This is a genomic window from Deferrivibrio essentukiensis, assembly GCF_020480685.1.
GTDB classification, from domain to species: Bacteria; Chrysiogenota; Deferribacteres; order Deferribacterales; family Deferrivibrionaceae; genus Deferrivibrio; species Deferrivibrio essentukiensis.
On record NZ_JAJAFU010000004.1, the window covers coordinates 34,890 to 55,258 of the forward strand.

25 protein-coding genes are annotated in these 20,369 nt (G+C 34.9%); 15 read left to right on the top strand and 10 right to left on the bottom strand.

From position 1 onward, the window contains the following. Positions 1-10 precede the first annotated feature (10 nt). From LF845_RS03185 to LF845_RS03215, 7 genes are all read left to right on the top strand, one after another. Positions 11-895 carry a cbb3-type cytochrome c oxidase subunit II gene (locus tag LF845_RS03185; protein ID WP_242819552.1) on the top strand — a complete coding sequence of 295 codons (885 nt, stop codon included), beginning with the start codon at positions 11-13 and terminating at the stop codon, positions 893-895. A 9-nt stretch (positions 896-904) separates the two neighbouring features. Then, positions 905-1,093, top strand: coding sequence for a hypothetical protein (locus LF845_RS03190; protein ID WP_242819553.1), 189 nt, complete (start codon positions 905-907; stop codon positions 1,091-1,093). Between the two features lie 54 nt (positions 1,094-1,147). Further along, on the top strand, positions 1,148-1,294 hold the full coding sequence (locus LF845_RS03195) for a cbb3-type cytochrome c oxidase subunit 3 (RefSeq protein ID WP_242819554.1): 147 nt from the start codon (positions 1,148-1,150) through the stop codon (positions 1,292-1,294). Further along, entirely contained in the window at positions 1,281-2,501 is a 1,221-nt protein-coding gene (locus tag LF845_RS03200) for a 4Fe-4S dicluster domain-containing protein (protein WP_242819555.1), read from the top strand. The genes LF845_RS03195 and LF845_RS03200 overlap by 14 nt, the downstream gene beginning before the upstream one ends. After that, a complete protein-coding gene (locus LF845_RS03205) occupies positions 2,498-2,920 on the top strand; it encodes a hypothetical protein (protein ID WP_242819556.1) in 423 nt (140 codons plus the stop codon). Before LF845_RS03200 ends, LF845_RS03205 begins: the two co-directional genes overlap by 4 nt. Positions 2,921-3,009: 89 nt before the next feature. Continuing rightward, entirely contained in the window at positions 3,010-3,153 is a 144-nt protein-coding gene (ccoS, locus tag LF845_RS03210; protein WP_242819557.1) for a cbb3-type cytochrome oxidase assembly protein CcoS, read from the top strand. Next, entirely contained in the window at positions 3,137-5,578 is a 2,442-nt protein-coding gene (locus LF845_RS03215) for a heavy metal translocating P-type ATPase (protein WP_242819558.1), read from the top strand. The genes ccoS and LF845_RS03215 overlap by 17 nt, the downstream gene beginning before the upstream one ends. Here the strand turns inward: LF845_RS03215 and LF845_RS03220 are convergent. Beyond that, a complete protein-coding gene (locus tag LF845_RS03220; protein ID WP_242819559.1) occupies positions 5,559-6,212 on the bottom strand; it encodes a sulfite exporter TauE/SafE family protein in 654 nt (217 codons plus the stop codon). The two genes, LF845_RS03215 and LF845_RS03220, sit on opposite strands and share 20 nt — an antisense overlap. Before the next feature lie 156 nt (positions 6,213-6,368). On the opposite strand from LF845_RS03220, the gene LF845_RS11845 reads away from it, so the two are divergent. From LF845_RS11845 to LF845_RS03240, 4 genes are read left to right on the top strand one after another with little or no spacing between them, the layout of a single operon-like run. Continuing rightward, positions 6,369-6,653: a twin-arginine translocase TatA/TatE family subunit gene (locus LF845_RS11845; RefSeq protein WP_278252148.1), complete on the top strand. Its 285-nt coding sequence runs from the start codon at positions 6,369-6,371 to the stop codon at positions 6,651-6,653. Then, a complete protein-coding gene (gene tatC / locus LF845_RS03230; protein WP_242819560.1) occupies positions 6,650-7,402 on the top strand; it encodes a twin-arginine translocase subunit TatC in 753 nt (250 codons plus the stop codon). The genes LF845_RS11845 and tatC overlap by 4 nt, the downstream gene beginning before the upstream one ends. After that, positions 7,395-8,384, top strand: a complete 990-nt coding sequence (gene moaA, locus LF845_RS03235) for a GTP 3',8-cyclase MoaA (protein ID WP_242819561.1) — start codon at positions 7,395-7,397, stop codon at positions 8,382-8,384. Before tatC ends, moaA begins: the two co-directional genes overlap by 8 nt. Continuing rightward, positions 8,384-9,643, top strand: coding sequence for a nickel-dependent lactate racemase family protein (locus LF845_RS03240; RefSeq protein ID WP_242819562.1), 1,260 nt, complete (start codon positions 8,384-8,386; stop codon positions 9,641-9,643). Before moaA ends, LF845_RS03240 begins: the two co-directional genes overlap by 1 nt. Before the next feature lie 18 nt (positions 9,644-9,661). Here the strand turns inward: LF845_RS03240 and LF845_RS03245 are convergent, their stop codons facing one another. Beyond that, a complete protein-coding gene (locus tag LF845_RS03245; RefSeq protein WP_242819563.1) occupies positions 9,662-10,144 on the bottom strand; it encodes a DUF456 domain-containing protein in 483 nt (160 codons plus the stop codon). A 1-nt stretch (position 10,145) separates the two neighbouring features. Further along, entirely contained in the window at positions 10,146-10,910 is a 765-nt protein-coding gene (locus LF845_RS03250; protein WP_242819564.1) for an MBL fold metallo-hydrolase, read from the bottom strand. Between the two features lie 227 nt (positions 10,911-11,137). On the opposite strand from LF845_RS03250, the gene LF845_RS03255 reads away from it, so the two are divergent. Both LF845_RS03255 and LF845_RS03260 read left to right on the top strand, forming a co-directional pair. Next, on the top strand, positions 11,138-11,509 hold the full coding sequence (locus LF845_RS03255) for a PepSY domain-containing protein (protein WP_242819565.1): 372 nt from the start codon (positions 11,138-11,140) through the stop codon (positions 11,507-11,509). A 93-nt stretch (positions 11,510-11,602) separates the two neighbouring features. Beyond that, positions 11,603-12,712: an RsmB/NOP family class I SAM-dependent RNA methyltransferase gene (locus LF845_RS03260; protein WP_242819566.1), complete on the top strand. Its 1,110-nt coding sequence runs from the start codon at positions 11,603-11,605 to the stop codon at positions 12,710-12,712. Here the strand turns inward: LF845_RS03260 and LF845_RS03265 are convergent. The 3 genes from LF845_RS03265 to LF845_RS03275 are packed head-to-tail and all read right to left on the bottom strand — an operon-like array spanning position 12,699 to position 14,964. After that, on the bottom strand, positions 12,699-13,391 hold the full coding sequence (locus LF845_RS03265; RefSeq protein WP_242819567.1) for a class I SAM-dependent methyltransferase: 693 nt from the start codon (positions 13,389-13,391) through the stop codon (positions 12,699-12,701). The genes LF845_RS03260 and LF845_RS03265 overlap by 14 nt on opposite strands. 33 nt (positions 13,392-13,424) lie before the next feature. Beyond that, positions 13,425-14,504, bottom strand: coding sequence for a M20/M25/M40 family metallo-hydrolase (locus LF845_RS03270; RefSeq protein ID WP_242819568.1), 1,080 nt, complete (start codon positions 14,502-14,504; stop codon positions 13,425-13,427). Further along, positions 14,491-14,964 (bottom strand): GNAT family N-acetyltransferase, encoded by a 474-nt coding sequence (locus LF845_RS03275; protein WP_242819569.1) that lies wholly within the window; start codon positions 14,962-14,964, stop codon positions 14,491-14,493. Before LF845_RS03275 ends, LF845_RS03270 begins: the two co-directional genes overlap by 14 nt. Positions 14,965-15,117: 153 nt before the next feature. Between LF845_RS03275 and LF845_RS03280 the strand changes: the two genes are divergently transcribed. Continuing rightward, positions 15,118-15,318, top strand: coding sequence for a DUF1858 domain-containing protein (locus tag LF845_RS03280; protein WP_242819570.1), 201 nt, complete (start codon positions 15,118-15,120; stop codon positions 15,316-15,318). Positions 15,319-15,325: 7 nt separating this feature from the next. Further along, positions 15,326-16,249, top strand: coding sequence for a nucleoside recognition domain-containing protein (locus LF845_RS03285; protein WP_242819571.1), 924 nt, complete (start codon positions 15,326-15,328; stop codon positions 16,247-16,249). Between the two features lie 10 nt (positions 16,250-16,259). Here LF845_RS03285 and LF845_RS03290 read toward each other — a convergent pair whose 3' ends face one another. From LF845_RS03290 to LF845_RS03305, 4 genes are all read right to left on the bottom strand, one after another. Beyond that, positions 16,260-17,570, bottom strand: a complete 1,311-nt coding sequence (locus tag LF845_RS03290) for an L-cysteine desulfidase family protein (RefSeq protein ID WP_242819572.1) — start codon at positions 17,568-17,570, stop codon at positions 16,260-16,262. Between the two features lie 368 nt (positions 17,571-17,938). Then, a complete protein-coding gene (locus LF845_RS03295; RefSeq protein ID WP_242819573.1) occupies positions 17,939-18,127 on the bottom strand; it encodes a hypothetical protein in 189 nt (62 codons plus the stop codon). Positions 18,128-18,136: 9 nt separating this feature from the next. Next, positions 18,137-20,086, bottom strand: a complete 1,950-nt coding sequence (locus tag LF845_RS03300; RefSeq protein WP_242819574.1) for a flagellin — start codon at positions 20,084-20,086, stop codon at positions 18,137-18,139. 77 nt (positions 20,087-20,163) lie between these two features. After that, positions 20,164-20,364 (bottom strand): 2-hydroxymuconate tautomerase family protein, encoded by a 201-nt coding sequence (locus tag LF845_RS03305; RefSeq protein WP_242819575.1) that lies wholly within the window; start codon positions 20,362-20,364, stop codon positions 20,164-20,166. Positions 20,365-20,369 lie beyond the last annotated feature (5 nt).

Consider the following 20,369-nt stretch of genomic DNA (forward strand, 5'->3'; position numbering starts at 1 on the left):
GGGGGGGAATATGTCAGAAAATAAAAAACTCTATTCAAATGCTCTTATATTTTCTCTTGCAGCGGCAATAACCGTTTTGATCGGTACTATTGCTACAGTGTTTATCCCTATGTTTACAAAAGGGATGCACCCTAAACTTGAAAATTTAAAACCGTATACTGCCATCCAACTTGCTGGAAGGGACATCTATCAGCGTGAAGGGTGTGTAAACTGCCATACTCAGACTGTGAGACCTTTAAAATCTGATGTTTTGATGTATGGAGATTATTCAAAAGCGGGTGAATTTGCTTATGATCAACCATTCTTGTGGGGCTCCAAAAGAACAGGTCCAGATTTGGCAAGAATCGGTGGCAAATATCCGGATGATTGGCATTATCAGCATATGACAAACCCACAAGCGTTTTATGAAAAATCAAATATGCCAAAATATGCCTTTTTAAACGACAGAAAGGTTGCTGTTGAAAAAACAATTGCTCATATGAAAGCATTAGGTTTTCCCTATACTGAAGATGATGTCAATACACTTAAAAACAGTACTGAAATGGACGCAATAGTTGCTTACTTACAAGTACTTGGAACAGCTGTAGAAAGAAAAGCTGTCCTCACTATCGATGAGACAATGGTAGAAGAGACAAGCCCATTAGCCGGCAATAAAGACGCTATTTTAAAGGGGGAAAAACTCTACAAAGCTGAATGTGCCGGATGCCATGGACAAAATGCTGAAGGAAATATTGGTGGCTCGCTTGTAGATTACGCATCTGCTGAAAGTCCTGACAGAGACACTTACTTGATAATTGCAAACGGCTTTGAAGGTGCAATGCCGGGATTTGCTGCAATATATGACAAAGAAGAGATTTGGTCATTGGTAGAGTACATTAAAAGTTTAAAAAAATAGGGGGCTTAAATGTACAAAGAAGAATTTGATGATCTTGAAAAATTTGAAAGGGAAGATACAAAGCATAAATTACCTTTAGGGTGGCTTATACTTTATATAGGGCTTATAGTGTTTGGTATCTTTTACACATATATGTACACGCCTGCATTTACCGGGTGGACACAAAACAAGGCTATTGAGGAAACTTTAAATAAGTAAATCTCTAATATGAGGGGAAATTTAATCCCCTCATATTGCTTAAAGGAGTAAAACATGCCGGGTGACCTGTTAGCATATCTAATCTTTGGAATAGGACTTGTAGTCCTATTTATTTGTATAGTAATTTACTACTATTCAAAAAAAAGACACGACAAAATAGAAGAAGCAAAATATAAGATGCTTGAAGATGATGACGAATAATTTTCAATTTTACAGACGGATAGTTAGAGCGATATTGGTAATTTTGGGGGTAACATTACCTTTTATTAAAATAAACGGTAATCACCTTCTGATTTTCAATATCTACACATTTGAGTTTCATTTATTTGGGCTTTCACTGCAGATAAATCAGTTTTTACCCCTTCTGGCACTATTTCTATTTTTTACCTTTCTATTTTTATACATTACCGTAACTTTTGGAAGAATATGGTGCGGTTGGCTTTGCCCTCAGTCCGTTTCTATGGAGCTGACCTCGTTTATACAAAGTTTTAACAAAGGTAACTTACCGGTAAAAACTTTCAAAATTATACTCTTATACGCTTTATCTGTAATGATAGCAGCAAATATCTTACTCTACTTTATCCCGTATGAAATATTTTTTGACCGTTTATTCGGCAATGAGTTTAGTAAAGGGATTTTTACTGCACTTATAACGCTGGGCACACTTCTTTTTTTAAACTTCTGGCTTGTAAGATATAAATTTTGCGCAACGGTTTGTCCGTATTCAATGCTCCAATCAATATTGTTTGATAAACATACTTTGGCAGTCTGGATGATCCCTGAAAGAAGGGATGAGTGTATTAACTGCCTCAGCTGTGTCAAGGTATGCTCCACAAAAATAGATATCAGGCAGGGGCAAAATTCTGCATGTATAAACTGTGCAAAATGTATAGATGCTTGTGCCAACGTAATGGGGAAATTAGGGAAAAAATCTCTCTTTGCCTACAGATTTGGCGAAGAAAACAAAAAAAGATTTACAAGATTCTCATCAACCGTTTCACTTTTTCTCACGGTAATCTCTTTTATAATATTCATTTTAATCGCAGTTTCCACAAAGAAAGTGCAGGTAGAAGTTATACCCTATCAAAAGTTTTTACCTAGATATATTCATGATTTTGCTGCTAACGGATATGTCCTTGTGATTGAAAACGGGGACAACAAAGATAAAACTATTGCTATTGAAATAGAAGATTTAAGCGGATACGAAATAACGCCGAATAGCATCTTTAAAGTCAAGCCAAAGTCGAAAGAGGACTTTACCTTTTTCGTCAAATTAAAGAGGGATTTACTTGAAAACACCCCTATTCTTAATCTAAAATTAAAAATAGTTAACAAAGAAGATAAAACATCGGAGATAAAAAATATAAGTTTTAGGAGACCCATCACATCAAGGAGAAGCAAAAAATGAAAATGATGATAGCTTTACTAATTGCCGGATTTCTACTGCTTGGGTCTTCATTTTATTTTGGAAACAGATATTTTGATGGAAAAGTTGTGGATAAACCGTATGTTGAGGCATCTCTATACGACCAAAAGAAAAAAATTGTAAATGATTGCTCATTAAGTTTGGAAATTTTAAATATAGAAAAGGTTGAAGATAAATACAAAATCTGTTTTACAATAAACGGTGAAATAAAAAGACCTTTTCCCATTGAAAGGGTTGAAATATTCAGACCCGCTGGCGGCGAAATAATCAGACCTGAAGTTAATATTAAAAACAGAGCCTGCACTGTAAATGTCCCTCTGAATAAAGGATATTATATCTTAAAGGTACTTTTGAAAATGCAGCAAGTCGTCGAGCTGGAAAAGACACTTTATATAAAGTAGGAGGTTTTTATGAAAAAAGGTACAATAATTATGATTTTATCGCTTATAGCGATGCTCCTTATCCCACTTTTACTTGCAATGTATATAAAATGAGTTCGTTATTCTTTTTAGTGCCAATAAGCCTTATTTTAGGAATTATTGCTCTGCTACTATTTTTCTGGGCAGTTAAAGGTAAGCAATTTGATGATGTTGAGGGACCAAAATACAGAATGCTAGATGACGACGACGAATAATACCACTCAATGCAGCCACTGCTTATTAAAGTTTAATAAAAATACTGCAATTGTTGAAAAAGAAGGGGACAAAGAGCTTCATTTCTGTTGCCCCGGATGCCAAAGTGTTTACCATATTATCAAAGACGGAGGGTTTGATAGCTTTTATAAAAAAAGGCGTGATTACAAGCCAGGCCCGCCTGAGCTTGCTTTTATAAGTGATGAGCTATTTGTAGATGATATAATTGAGCACGAAAATTACTCCGAAATAGAATTTATTGCTACAAATATCAGATGCGCTGCATGTATCTGGCTTATAGAGAACTACCTTTCCAAACTAAATGGGATTAAATATGTGAGGGCTAATTACGCCACCCATAAAGTAAAAATTCAGTGGGATAACTCAACAATACCCCTTAATGAAATATTAAACGGTATTGCAAATCTTGGTTACACACCTGTGCCTTTATCCGCAATGTCATCATCCGATTATTTTCAAAAGTTGAAAAAATCTTACTTCTATAAATTCAGTATAGGTGCATTTTTTACGATGCAAATTATGATTTATTCTGTCGCTCTTTATGCAGGATATTTTCAAGGTATAGATGAAAATTTAAAAGAGATGTTTAAGTTGATTGCTATGATTCTTGCCACCCCTGTAGTTTTTTACTCAGGTCTCCCCTTTGCAATTAATTCCATAAAATCTCTGAAAACAAAAACTCTAAATATGGATACGCTCGTATTTTTGGGATCTTATTCCGCTTACTTTTACAGTGTTTTTGGAGTCTTTACCGGGGGAGAAATATACTTTGATACATCCTCAATGATAATAACACTAATCTTGCTCGGCAGATATATCGAAACTGAAGCAAAGATAAAGGCATCCAAAGAGATTACTTTACTGTTTAATCTTCAGCCCAAACAAGCTAAGCTGTTAAAGTCTTTCACCAAAAATGATTATATACAAGGGAAATTAAAGCCTCTGATTGTAAAAGTGGCATCAATAAGAAAAGGGGATATTTTGGAAGTATTGCCAGGGGAGAATATCCCCGTTGACGGCAAAGTTATCTATGGTAAAAGTGAAGTAAATGAATCAATGTTTACCGGAGAAAGTGTTCCTGTTTTAAAGAAACAGGGTTGTACTGTAATTAGCGGTACAAACAATTTAAACGGGACACTTGTAATTGAAGCGACAAAAAGTAGTAAAGAATCTTCATTAAATAAAATAGCTGAAGCTATAAAATCTGCTCAGGAAAGTAAGTTTTACTTTCAAAAACTTGCCGATAAAATAACCATTTACTTTGTTCCTACGATAATAGCAATTGCCTTTGCTACGTTTTTATACTGGTTTAACCACAGTAACAGTTTTGTCACATCTTTTATGAATGCAGTGTCCGTATTGGTTATTGCCTGCCCTTGCGCAATGGGGCTTGCCACACCACTTGCAATTTTAGTTGCTACATCAACGGCATTTAAAAAAGGTATTCTTATCAAAGAAGGCTTTATATTGGAAAATGCATCAAAGGTAAAAGCTGTCTTTTTCGATAAAACAGGCACTATTACAGAAGGGGTGCCAAAGATTGTAGGTATAAAGTCTTATGATAATAATTTTAATACACTAAAAATTGCCGCATCCTTAGAAAGATTTTCAAAGCATATCCTCGCCATAAGTATAGTCTCACAATATACTGAAGGGTTTGAAGAGGTGACTGATATAAAGGAGATACCGGGGCAAGGGATGGTAGGAAATACAAATAACAACATTCAAATTGCTGCAGGAAATATGCTTTTATTTAACAGATTAGGGATAGACATTGATACAATCGTCAAAAACGACTTGGAGTCTCTTGCTTCACAAGGGTACACAAATATAATGGTTGCTTACAATAAAAAAATTATCGGCGTCATTTCATTGTTTGACAATGTTAGAGAGTCTTTTGGGGAAATTTACAATTTTCTAACCAAAAAACATATTGAGATTAATGTATTAACAGGGGATACCAAAGAAACAGCTGAAAAAGTTCTGAAAGATTATACTGATATTAACATATTTAGCTCTTTAAGCCCCATAGAAAAGGTTGAGGTAATAAAAAATAACTTGCATAAATTCCCCATAATGGTTGGGGATGGGATAAACGATGCACCTTCACTCAAACAAGCATTTATAGGGATAGGTATGGGCAAAGGGACAGAGATTGCCCTTGAAAGCTCCGATGCTGTCTTTGTTAACAGCAATCTTCTGCTACTCAAAGATTTTCTTAATCTTTCAAAAAAAACAAGAGGTATTATTATTGAAAATCTATTTTGGGCTTTTTCATATAATTTTGTAACTATCCCTCTGGCAATATCCGGAAAAATTCATCCGGTTTTCTCAGCAGTCTTAATGAGCATTAGTTCACTTATTGTTGTTTTTAACTCACTTCGAATCAAAACCTTATCCCGCTGATAATAAAAAATATTCCAAGTATTATCATTATTAAAAAACTTATAATTCTAAATAGCATTCTATGTTTTAAAACTATACTTCCAAATACCGAAACCAAAAGTAGTGAGGCAGATGTCCCTACCCCGAAAAGTACCATAGAAATCATAGATTTTAATGGATTATTCAATGATGTAACCCCTATTAATGCTCCATATAACAAACCGCAAGGGAGAAAACCTAAAACTAGTCCGGCAAGGAAAGGTGAATTAAACCTAAACAATGAAATAATTTTGCTTATTTTTTTTGTGATAATATTATTTTCCAACTTAGAAATGATTTTTAGCCCCAAAATATCAAAAGTAGCATACGCTATGAGAAATACCCCTGCAAAAATGGCGAGTATTTTTTGAAAATATACAATATTCCCAAAAAGCTCCCCCGCACTGCTTGCACTTCCAAAAACTAAACCTAAACTACCATAAGTTATAATTCTTCCAAGATTGTACTTTATTTGGGGAAGAAAAAATCTTACATACCCGGGAGAATTTGGCGCAAACTTACTCGCTACATATATTACAAAAGGGTTACACATAAATATACAATGCCCAAACCCTCCAAAAAAACCTAAAGAGAAAAAACCCAATAACTCAACCATGCCTAATCAGTACCATTAATTTTTTAAAATTACAATCTGCTTACTACTCAAGTTTTAATAAGCAACAATGGAAGTTTTACAAACTAAAACTTTAATTCCTTGATTTTTATAACTTAAATAATTATTATCCAAGAAAACAAACTTTTGAGGTATGATATGTTTGGCTTAGGGATGTCTGAAATAATTTTGATACTTGCACTTGCTTTGATTGTAATTGGTCCCAATAAGCTGCCGGAAGTTGCAAAGGCACTCGGGAAAGGGTATGCGGAATTCAAAAAAGTTTTAAACGATTTTAAAGATGCCGTTAATATTGAAGATGACACACCACCCAAAAACACCTATTCATCCAAAACGCGTGATGATTTAAAAGAGATACATACCGAAAAATTTGATAAAAAAGATGAATCTATTACAAAGGAAGATAAAAGGGAAGACGCATGAAAAAAGAGATGGATGAAAAACTCCCTTTAACCAAACATCTTGAAGAGCTTAGACAAAGGCTCATAAAAATTTTTATAGTCTTAATCGTTGTCTTTGGAGTTTGTTATTACAACAGTAAATTTTTTATGGACTTTGTAACTGCACCATTAGTGCCATTGCTACCGGCGAAATCTTCTTTGGCTATGTTAAAACTTACCGAAGGATTTTTTACCGAATTAAAACTTTCCCTTATGGCAGCGGTTTTTTTCTCTATGCCTTTTATCTTGTATCAGTTATGGAAGTTTGTAGCACCGGGTCTTTATGCTCATGAGAAAAAATACGTAGTATCATTTGTACTTGTATCTTCAATACTATTTTTTTCAGGTGCAGCATTTGCCTATTACATTGTATTCCCATTTGGTTTCAGATTCTTTTTAAATTATGCCCAGGGGGACGTAATCGCCAGCCTGTCGCTGCAATGGTATCTATCATTTGTAACAAGGTTAATATTAGGATTCGGCATTATCTTTGAGCTACCTGTTTTCACTCTATTTCTTTCAAAAATGGGGATTGTTACCGCTGATATGATGAAAAAGCATAGAAAATATGCCATTGTTGGTATTTTTATAGTGGCTGCTATTTTTACTCCACCAGATGTATTTACACAGTGTATGATGGCTGTCCCACTTTTGATATTATATGAAATAAGTATTTATGTAGCAAAAATATTCGGCAAAAAAAAATTAAAAGACGAAGATATTTATGAGTGATAAATTAAAAGATAAGTATAGCAGAACATATAAATATTTGAGGGTATCGGTAACTGACAGATGTAATTTTAGATGCAAGTATTGTATCCCCACTCACGATTTTGAGTTTATTCCTCATTCAAAAATACTCAAGTATGAAGATATTATATTTGCCGTGGATTCATTCTCAAAACTTGGGATTGAAAAGATTAGGCTTACCGGCGGTGAGCCTTTGGTAAGAAAAAATATATCTTTTCTAATCAGTGAAATAGGTAAAATCAAGGGGATTAAGGAAACAACTCTCACTACAAACGGCTCACTACTTGGCAAGTTTGCCACAGATATTTTTGATGCAGGTATCAGAAGAATAAATATAAGCCTCGATTCCCTTAAACAGGACAGGTATGAATATATTACAGGTGGGTTTAAGTTAGATGACATTATCGAAGGTATAAATCAGGCGATAAATGTAGGGTTAAGTCCTATCAAAATCAATGTTGTTGCGATTAAAACTTTCAACGATGATGAGATTTTAGATTTTTGTGACTTTGCAGCTAAAAACAAACTGAATGTGCGCTTTATAGAATTTATGCCAATTGGGAATAAAATTGAGTGGCGAAAAGAGCATATTATTACAGGGGAAGAAATACTTAAAATTATCTCAAAAAAATACTCATATGAGCCTGTTAAAAAAGCTAAATTTGAAGGACCTGCAGTAAACTATATGTTGTCTAACGGTGCAAAAATAGGAATAATAACCCCTATTTCAAATCACTTTTGCTCAGAATGTGACAAACTGAGACTTACCGCCGACGGTAAATTAAGACCATGTCTACTTTCCGATAAGGAGATAAATCTTTTTGATGAAATCAAAAATAGGGATTTTGATAAATTTAAAGAAAAAATTCGCGAATCTCTCAAACTGAAAGAGCTGGATCACAATATAACAAATGAGGGTTGTGATACCCAATTCAAAAGAACAATGTCAAAAATCGGAGGATAATGTTGAAAATAAAATATTCTAAAGACATCCTTGATATACAATTAAGCAAAAATGTTGAAGAATTGTATAATAATTCTTCACTCCCCACACTTTCAAAAGATGAGATTATTGATATTTTAAATATAAACCCCATTTATAGTGAAGGCTTAGATAGCGTTATCGCTCAGGCAAAACGCATACTGATCATCCTTCCGGATGTTACAAGAAAGTCAGGAGCTGAAATATTTTTAGATGAAATCATAAAAAAAATTGAAGAAAACAAAAAGGATTTTAGCATTATCTTTGCCATTGGCACTCACAGGCAATTAACAGAGGATGAGCAAAAATCTATTCTTACTGAAGAGCTGTATAATAAGTACAGACACAAAATTCTCAAACATGACTGCGAAGATATGGAACTTTTTGAATATTATGGAAAGACAAAAAACAATACGCCTATCCTTATAAACAGGGCTTATTTGGAGCATGATACGATAATACCTATTGCTTCAGTAAGCTACCATTATTTTGCTGGTTTTGGTGGTGGGAGGAAGATGATAGTGCCGGGTATCGCTGCTAAAAAGACGATTATGGCAAACCATAGCCTCGTTTTAGACCCTGCAAATAAAACTAAGCATAAGTATGCTATCACCGGTAATCTTAAGCAAAACCCTATCCATGATGACCTAGTTTACTGTCTTATGGTTGCCAGACGAGGCAAAACTTTTTTTCTTATCAATACTATACTTAATGAAGCATCTGAAGTCGTCTATGTTTCCGGAGGCGACCTCTTTATGTCACACATAACTGCTACTGAAAAACTTAAAGAGCTCACATCCATTAAAATATCAAAGAAATATGATGCAGCGATCATCTCTTGTGGTGGATTCCCCAAAGATATTAACCTTGTACAAGCCCAAAAATCTCTTGATAGAGGTTGTAAAATTGTAAAGGATGGCGGGAAAATTATATTTTTTGCTAAATGCCAAGATGGCTACGGCAATAAATACTTTGAAGAGTTTTTTGATATTAAGTCATCAGAAGAGATGTTTGATATATTGCTAAGAGATTATCAAATCAACAGGCAGACAGCTTTTAATTTAAAATCTATTTTGGAGAAATATGAAGTATATATTTACTCGGACTTTAGTAAAGATGACCTTGATAGGATGGGATTTAAAAAGTTGAACGCTCCTAATGAAATAGATAACATTTTAACTGATAGTAATGAAATAGCTTTTATCCCGGATGCCTATAACTCATATTTTGATTTATCTTAATAGTGGCAAATAAGAAGATTAGAATATATAAAATCCAGACAGAATAACAGTTGAAATACCGATTGAGACTTTTAGAAAAGTCCCCATAAATCTCCCTTTAAAAGATGCGACCCCTCTTTCAAAGGCAAGATTTTTATCCCTTGTGACAAGATATTCATAAAGAAATGTTCCAATAAATGCACCTAAAAATGTCCCAATAATTGCTCCTACCCCAAAAAATAGCGGTGCCATTACTATTCCAAGTACTATTGAAAATATTACTGATACAAAAAAGCTCCCCTTTACAGCGCCAACCTTTTTCCCTGTATAATAGCCAAGTAAGAATTCTATCACTTCACCTGCTGCAATAAGGCAAATTAAAAATAGTAGCTGCCAAAAGTTAATCTTAGACGAAAAAAAATATATCAATGGAAATATAAGAGATACAATGTTGCCCGGAAGACCAACAAGATTTAAAACAACTAATAAAAGCTGTAAAATAAGTAACAAAAAAAATAACACACTAAGCATCTAACTCTAATCCCTTGACAGGAGTCATTTGTTTAAAATAACCTGCCTCAATTGCAAAGTTGTTTTTACAAAAATCTACATATTTTTCAATAAGGTCGTAGCTATTATTTTCCTCACTGATATGTCCAAAAAACAGTTTTTTTAGACCTTTCGAAAATATCTGACTTACCACATTAAGCGCTTCTTTATTGGAAAGATGCCCCTTTGAAGACATCACCCTCTTTTTCAGATGATAAGGGTATGAACCATTTATAAGAAGCTCATCTTCATAATTTGATTCCAAGATAACACAATCACAACCTGTTATACCGCCTAACACATCTTTTGATACAAAACCCAAATCTGTGGCAAACCCCACTGAAATCTTATTAAAATTAAACCTGTATCCAAATGGCTGTCTGCCGTCGTGTGCAATCTTGAAGGGGTATACCTCATACTCTTTCATTGAATAAATTTTACTTGGGTCTAATATATAAAAATGTTCACAACTAATCCCTTTAGAATGAAGCTCAACCGCGGTCCCTTCACTTGTATAAACATTAGGTTTAAACTTATTCAAGAAAGGTTTTATCCCGGCTATATGGTCTGTATGCTCATGAGTGAGATATAAATCTATCCCCTTATCTTCATTAAATTGGATAAACTCTTTTACGCGATAAAGTGGCAACCCCACATCAACGACGATATATTTATCTGCAGATTCCATTATGTAGCAATTACCACAGCTTCCGGACGACAATACATTCAGCTTAAGCATTGTTTTGGTATATCACTTAAGAAGTTAAAATTCAACTAAACTTTGCAATCCATTTTTTTAAAAAATAAAAACCATATTGTGTAAAAAAGTAACAAATAGTTTCATTATTACACAGTTAAGGGTTAAGACTCATAAAAATTATTCAAGCATAACATATATTTACCGCTTAGCAAAACTTTGGCACGCTTACTGCTTTTAGATTATCATCACAATATATGGAGGTAGCTATGAAAAAGTTAGCTTTAGTTTTAGGAACACTCGCAATAACAACAGCCCTTGCATTTGCCCAAGGTGGCTGGGGTGGACAAGGTATGGGACCCGGTTACGGAATGAGAGGGAAAGGATTTGGACCTGGTGGTTGCTACGGCGGGTATAACCAAAATGTTCAGGTAAAACAGCTTACTGAGGAAGAAGCCGTTAAAGCTGTACAAGATGTTATATCTCAAAACTACAAAGGGTACGAAATTGTAAAAACTGAAAAATTTAATATGCCAAGAGGCACAATGTATCAGGTTGAAGTTAAAGATGCAGGCGGCAATCTGTTTACATTTCATGTAAACCCTTTTGGAAATGTAAGAGGACCTTTTTTAGCACAGTAACTTCTAACAACAAGCGGGGACAATCCCCGCTTTTTTATTTTCATAAGTTATTTTTGAATTCCATTTTTAAAAAATTTTACTACAATAACCTTTATGAAACTACCTGATAATATTTACACTCAAGTTAATACTCTTATTTGTAAAACTGTCACTGAAAATCTTATAGCCAAGAATGTGCTTGATGATTATATAAGAGAAAAACGTTTTAACTCAACCATTAGAAATGCTCTAACAGATTACTTTTTCAAGGCTCTTAGGTTTTACGGATTATTTTCATCTGGTCATGATATAGAAAATGATGAAACCATTACGGAACTTATTGCCAAGACAAAATATAATGAAAACTTCCCATCAAAAATAATTGGTGTAAACAATTTTGTATCAAAAAAAATATTTGAAAATCTTGACAAAGATACATTTCTATCTTTTTTGCAAAGGGCACCTTTGACTATCAGGGTCAACTCATTGAAGACTACAAGAGAATATTTAAAAGTAAAGTATCCTTTTTTTGAAAATACCGGGATATCCCCTTTCGGCTTATATACTACCAAACACACCAATCTAAGGCAGCTTGACGAATTTAAAAAAGGCTTTTTTGAAATACAGGATGAAGCAAGTCAATTGATATATTTTCTTGTTAATCCTAAGCATTCAGAAAAGATTCTGGATATGTGCGCCGGCACTGGCGGCAAAACACTATCCCTTTTGTCAACAGGTCTAAGTCCCGATATCTATGCATACGATATTAGCTTTAACAGATTAAAAGTATTGGAAAAAAGGGTCAGGCTTAATAAATTTAACATAAAGCTTCTTAAAAAGCTTTCCGGCCGATATAATAAAGTCCTTATAGATGCACCTTGTTCTGGGTCAGGTTCAATCAGGCGAGATGTAGATGTGCTCTTAAGACTTAATGAAGAAAAGCTGAATAATTTCATAGCCAACCAACGTGAACTCTTTGATAAGGCTTACCATTTGACCGAAAAGGGTGGATTTGTTATTTATGTCACCTGCAGTTTTTTCAAAGAGGAGAATGAAAAGCAAGTAGAATACTTCTTAAACAATTATAATATAAAATTGGTAGAGGTAAGCACCCTCTTTGACAACCATATGAAAAAGTCACTACAAGCCAAAACTTACTACAAGACTAACCCATTATTATCAAATATGGATGGCTTTTTCGGAGCAGTGTTTAAAATTTTGTAAAACAAGCGATATTTACAAAGCTCTCATTCTTTATAAATTTTTCCATCTGGAAGCTTCCAAAAAATTGAACAAATGCGAATCCGCTGGAATTAACCGCCCAAATAATATCTTGATACATGAACGGTGTAAGTTTTTGATTAAATTTATGGACAGTCTCCCCGTTTTTATTTTTTATTTCACCTATAAAGTCCAAAGATGATGGATTTTCATATGCATATCCCCTTGTAAAAGAGTAATTCTCGGTTTTAATCTCAGGGAGCTCCTTTAATGAATGGGCAAATATCCGGTCATAATTGATAATCTGCATCAAAAACCGCCCCTTTGGCCTCAAAAGTGCATGCACTTTTTTTAGAAACTCCAAAAAATCCCTCCTGGAAGGTAAATGACACACAGTATTGCCAATGCTAAAAATAAAATCGAATGAGTTTTCCTTAAAAGGGAGATTATTCATATCACCAATTAGTAAGGGATAATTATACTTAGAAAACTCCGCCGTATATTCTACCCCCATAGCATCATAACCCTGCTCTATAAATGCCTTAACATAACTACCTGTCGCTGATCCTACATCCAAAATTTTATCGTTGTCATTAGCCATTAGTTTTAATAGATTAAATGTATCCTGACTAAATGGAAAAATCTCATCATAAATAGCTGCCATCTCTTTGTATGTACTCATTAATTAACCCGCCTTTTCTACTTTTTACATAAACTATTTAATATTTTTCATAACTGCATAATATATTTCAGTCGCCTTAACCACCTCATTAAAGTCCACAAATTCATCACATGTATGAGCTACTGACAAATCTCCAGGCCCCAATATTATAGGCTTTATTCCTGACTGCCATAAAATTGGTGCATCTGAATCACTTTTAAAAAAACTCAATACAAATTCGTGATTTTGTTCAGCGTATATATTTTTCAATACCTTAGGCAAATAAGCCTTATCAGACAATTCATAACCGTGATGGATTGTTTTTAGTGAAAATTTTATCTCATTCTCGTTAAATACGCTGTAAATCAATTCTTCTATTTCAAATGTTAATGCTCCAATTGAATATTTTGAAGGCAGATGCAGGTCTAAAAAAGACTCACACCTTCCGGGGCTTGCAAACCCTGCCTGAGAACTATTAAAATCTCTAATGTTGTAAAAGATATCCTCTTTTTTATCAACGTGATCGATAACAAGATTGATACAATCCATCATTAACTTAACGGCATTTTTTTCAGGTTTTGATAAAGAGGCATGTAATTTCTGTCCATAAGCTACCAGAGAAATTTCTACATATCCGTAGTGTCCAAAACACGGCTTAAGGTTTGTAGGCTCCCCTATTAATGCCCAATCAAATGAATACTCCCTGGCTAATTCAAAGGCTCCATCCCCGGACTCCTCTTCACCTACAACAAGTGCAAGAGCACATGGAAAATCTTTTTTTTCATTCTCTTTATAGCTCAAAAAAGCTTCTATCATTGCAGCACAGCCACTTTTCATGTCTGCAGCTCCAAGTCCCAAAATTTTATCATCTACAATATTAGCTTCGTAGTTTTCATAATCAAATGCAGGGACTGTATCGATATGGCCTACAAAGACAATATCCGCTTCCCCATTTTCAGGCAAAATTAAGATATTCCCTCTACCTTCCTCAACCTCTTGATATTCAAAACCAATCTTATTTTTTTTCAAAAAATCCTTTAAAAAAAGTATTACATCTTCCTCTTTGCCGGAAGGGCTGTAAATATTAATCATTTCCACTAAAAGCTCTTTTAATCTTTTTTCATTTATTTTCATCTTTCCCCTCTTTGTCTAAATATAGTGTAAGATAAATTTGCTCTTTCGGCTCACAAAAGCCCTTGCGTCTGAAAAAATTAAGAGCCCTTTGATTACTCTTTTCCACGTCTACAAATAAGTTTTTAATACCTTTATCTTTCATATATGTCTTAAATTCGTCAAAAAGCTGCGAAGCAACCCCTTTGGCCTCATAGTCACTGTCAACGCAAAGCCAGACAAGATAGCCATATCTTATACGGGCTTTGTTAACCACATAAGACAATATAAAGCCAACAATCTTACCTTCACATTCGGCCACAAAACAACTTTCTCTGTTGTTTACAAAAAACTCAGTAACCTCACTCTCATCCCAAATTCTATAAAGATTCGGGTATTTTTGTAAAGTAAACACCTTTTCCCCAAGGCTATATATCTCAGCCAAATCTTGTAACTTAATCCCTCTGAAAATTATTCCAGCCATACTTATACCCTTATTAGATTTTTTATTACAGATTCTAATTTAGTATAAAGACAATTTTTTTTCTACAACAAAAATTTATTCCATACCAAACTCTTTAGGTAATCCTGTAAAGTAATCTTTGAAATTATCAAAAATATACAATATAATAACTATATGAAAAAGTTTACTCTAGATAATACAATTGAGGATATTGTATTAGAAAAAAAGGATGCCGTAAAATACTTTATGGAAAAAGGGATTAGGTGTATCAGGTGCGGTGAACCTATATGGGACAAACTCAAAGATGTACTAACAGAAAAAGGATTCACCGAGAGTGAACAAAAAAAGATTTTAGACGAAATCAATAACCTCTGAGGATTAGTTGGAAACATTTATATCTTTAATTCTGGATTCTGGCAAATCCGCCGTAAACCTTGCTCTTTATATCCTTTTGCCAATCATGGTTATAATGATGGCAATTATGCATACCCTTGAAGAAAAAGGTTTTTTAAGAAAGATTGCTCATATCTTTTCCCCATTTTTATCAATCTTCGGTATACCCGGTATAGGAGCTTTTGCAATCCTTCAAATTCTTCTTATTAGTTTTGCGGCTCCAATTGCGACATTCAAGATAATGCAGGATAATAACAGCTATACAGATAGAGAAATAGCTGCCACATTTGCGGCAACAATTGTAATGTCTCAGGCAAATGCCACAATGCCCCTTATTGCAGTTGGGCTAAATTTACCCGTCACAATAATCTCATCCCTAATAGGAGGGATTGCTGCTTCTCTCATTGTAGGGCTATTTGTTAAAAAGACCGCCCACAAGATTCATACTGATAATTTTTTCCCCTCTGCTAAAAGAATTTTGCCGCTTTTATTTGAAGGGGGCGAAAAAGGGGTATTAGTTGTTTACAAATCTCTTCCGGCACTGACAATTGCTATATTTTTTGTAAATATCTTAAAAAAACTTCACGTACTTACTCTGATAGAGCAGATTGCAGCCCCTTTATTTAATATTGCGGGGATTTCATCAATTTCTGTTATACCAATTATTACAAAATTTTTGGCAGGTGGCACCGCAATGATGGCTGTAGTAATCGATATGATTGAAAAAGGATTAATGACACAGAAAGACTTGAATATGCTTGCAGGATTTATGATAAACCCAATTGACCCCGTAGGGATAATGGTATTTCTATCCGTAGGACTCAAATTTCAAAAAGTCCTCAAGCCAGTATTAATTGCCTCAATAATCGGAATGATTATACGAGGTATAATACACTTTGTATATTTTTATTAGTACAAATATGTTAAACATTAAACTGCTTTTCTATCATTATATTTAAAATAGTCCTGTCAGTATCTATCATACCTTCAGTGCTTATCTTCCCCATATTTTTCATAGTATCTTCTGCCGTGCCGCCAATAATACCATCAGATGATTGAGCTATAATCCCTTGCAATGACAAAAGCGCAGACCTTACTGCAGAGCCACCGGCAGTAGCAAGTTTTAGTGAGCACCCGGCTTTTGCACCATCACATATCACACCCGCTAAATCTTGAACAACATTTTTTATGGCACCGCCAATATGTTTTTGACTACCACCCAAAAGATATGCAATCCCGGCTGATGCCCCGGCGCCAGCCGCAATAGAGCAACCACATACAGCAGAAAGTCTCCCTGTAAACGATTTTATATAGGCAGTTACTATATGACTTAAAGCAATCGCTTTATAAACTTCCTTTTCATTTACCTGCACATATTTTTTTACAATCCAAATAGGCAGTATGGCAGTCAAACCATGATTTCCACTACCTGCTGAACTCATTGCAGGAAGACTCACCCCCGACATTCTTGCATCAGCAGCAGAAGAAGTATATATTCTTGCATCAGTTTCCATATCTTTTGAAATGAGTTTTTGTCTTACCATCCTTTCAATCGCAAGACCAACACCAAGCCCCGGCCCATGCTTAAGACCGTATTCAGCCAAAGCCATATTAGTATCTACACCCTCTTTAATAAATGTATAGTCCTCCTCATCCAAATCATCCAACAAATCAATCAGATCATCGAGGTCCAGAGAGGAAAGCCATTTTTCCATTTCAGCTATAGATTTTTTGTTCTCTTTTACTTCACTAAGCAAAGAGTCGTTGACAATCTTTTCCCCATTTTTGTACAAAGCGGTTATATTATTATGATAATTTTCAATTATAGCCCGGCTGCTCTCCACATCAGTTATAATTTTTGTGTCGATGTATATACCTTTTTTATCATTCAAGAGATTTACTTTTATAATCCCCTTTTTAACCAATTCCTCTGCTGCCTTTAATACCTTGTCATCTGCAAGAGACAAAATCTCAAGCTTTAATTCAGGATTTTTGATAATTATACCAAGTGCTACCGCAAGATTAAGTCCGCTTTTTCCATTTGTCCCAGGTATCGCTACTGCAAGGGCATTTTTATATAAATTTGGATCTAAACCAACCTCTATAGACTTTATATTTTCTGTATCCGACAGCAGACTTGCTGCGGCTGCAGAGCAAAGAGCTATGGCAACCGGCTCTGTACATCCTAAAGCCGGAGCAACTTCCATCCTCAATATCTCCTTAACACTATACATAAGTAACCTCCACATTAAAGTGGTATTATATGCATAATAAATATATTTTCAAAGAGATATTTTTCTGTTTTTGCCCAGTTTTTTTGTACATCTAAACCACAATTTGACTTTGGTGCTTTTTTAAAAGCACAGAGGTTAGTGCTAAAGTGTCAGGTATTAAGTGTTTGAATGTTCAGCGTTAGTACTAAGCGCTAAGTTCTAATACTCAGTATCTAACACCTTTATAACCTTTAATAACTCATATTAATTTTACACATTTTATTTCTTGTACACGAATCACTGTTCACAATTAACCTTTCAGCTTTTTTATAACAAATAAAACCGCTGCTAATCACTAAAATATTTACCAAAGCAGCGACCCTGTTTTATTAAGCATAGGTATCTACACTGTTTCCCCTTTGTCTGGACTCCTGTCTCACCCTTTCAAGCCTTTTCTCTTCCATTCTTTTTTGCTCTTCTATTATTGCCTGTTTGCGTTCATCCGACTTTCTTGCTTCTTCTATCCTTAACTGCCTCGTATAATCATTATAACTGCTGTCTAATCTGCTAATTGCCATAATTACCTCCTAATTATTACTTTTTACAAGCCCTAAAAGCTCCAGTACTCTCTGCGTTGTAAGATTTGATTGAGCAAGCATAGATGTGCTAAGCTGCACCTTTAACTGCTCAGAAGCAAGCTTTGAAGTCTCTTCGGCTAAATCAGTGCTCAAATGATTTGATAGCAGTTCACTCTTTGCAATACTGCTGTTTTGCAAAGAGGATAAATGATAATCTAATGTATTAATATTTGCACCTACCCGTGAAGCCTCACTTGTCACCTGTTCAATAGCCTTATCTATCAGGCTGATACCAAAAGACCTCCCTGTAGATGACGTTACATCTAACTTATAATCGCCGTTTATATTTTTCAGACCTAATACCTCAGGAGTAAGATTTTTGATATACAAGTCAAACAACGTCCCACCATCAATATTTAAAGGGACAGTTTGACTTTTTTTTGTAATCGAAACTGTCGCAGAAGGTATATCTGCCCCTTCTGCTACTTCTATCTTTATATTATCCAAAACACTATCGAAGTAATTGTCTGTGGAAGTGTATGTTTTCCCGTTGTAATCAAGACTTGCATCACTGCCCGTCCCTGAAGTTTCAGAAAGGTTAAGGGTGGAAACAAAGTTGCCCTCATTGTCATAAACTCTCAGTTTGCCACTAGAGCCTAAATTAGCAGATGTTAAGGTTAGCACACCAGAGTCAGCACTTGCAGTAACTAAGCCCTCTCCAACCTTATTAATACTGTCTGCAACATCTTTTAGCGTATTATCCCCTTGCCAGGAAATTGATATCGAATCACTAACCCCTTCTATCGTAAATGTCCCACCTGATGTTGACAGCGACCCGAATGTACCAAAATCAACCTTCCATACATCCCCTTTCCCGGGATTTGTGACATTGAATGTAAAACTGCTACCGGAAAGTTTTGAGTCTGCAAAAGATGTAAATTCGCTTCCAATATTTGTCCAATCCCCCATTTGGTTGTTATCTTTGTCAAAAACGTTGTATTTTAATGTCCCGCTATCAAAATCTGTTTTGATATAAAAGTATGAATTAAGCATTGCATCGCTACTAAAATAAGTGTTGGTAACAGATTCACTGCTCCCTCTATTGCCTTCTGCAGCTGTTATTGTCCCTGAACCATTAGTCGTGTCAAAGTAAAATTTAAATCCTTGTGCATAAGTCCCCCCGGAAGACACGGTGATATTTAACCCATCCAAAGTAAACGGTGTATCAGTGTCACTTGTAACGGCAAGAGTGCCGGAAGCATTGTCATAAACATTAAAAGTATTAGAATCTGTAAATATAACTTCATAACTATTTGTTGCTGTGGCTGTACCTGTAGCAGAAACTGCCCCTAAGGTGCCTAATGAGTCTGTATAATCAGTAGGTGCCGCAGCAGTAGGATTTGCAGCGGTAGAAGACTTTATTTCATGGTAAGTAGCACCTTTTATGTTTTCCAAAGTAAATGTACCATTGGAAATAGGGGACGTAACATAACCTGCAATATCACTATTTGATGTAGTAACGGTCCCTAACATATCACCATTAAAAAGCTTTTTTGTATTAAATTCCGTTGAATTTGTAATATTTGAAATCTCATCTATCAAATCTTCTATTTCAGACTGGATATTTTGTACGTCCTGACTTGTTAGAATTGAGTTACCAGCATATACAATTCTTTCTCTGATGGTGTTTAATATATCGGAAATCCCCCCTGAGCCGGTGATAGCGTAATCAGCGGTTTGATAAAGACTCATCATATCCTGCAAATTGAAAGCAAGCTGTTTTTCCGAATTTATTCTGGCTGCAAACCTGCTGACAAGACTTATTTCGGAAGGAGAATCTTTGGCACTGTTGATACGTTGACCAGTTGAAATCTTTTCTATTGAGCTGTTGACCGCCTTGGAAAATCTGTTGAGATTATTAATAAGATAATTATTAGACGCATTGTATACCGATACCATGACGTACCCCTAAGGTACATCCCTGTAGTATTTTATGCGTCCCTGCCTTAGTATTATCGGCAATATAATTAAATACTTTAGCTCTTTTTTCTAATTTCTGTTACCTGCTCTCCCCCGATTCCCCAATTATCAGTTTCCACTTCGTCAATTACAACCACAGTTGTCGCAGGATTTTTACCAAGAAGATCTCTTAAAAGCTCTGTAACACCTTTGATAAGCTCCGCTTTCTTCTCTTTGCTAACTCCGTCTTTGGTAATTTTTATATTAACATAAGGCATAATGT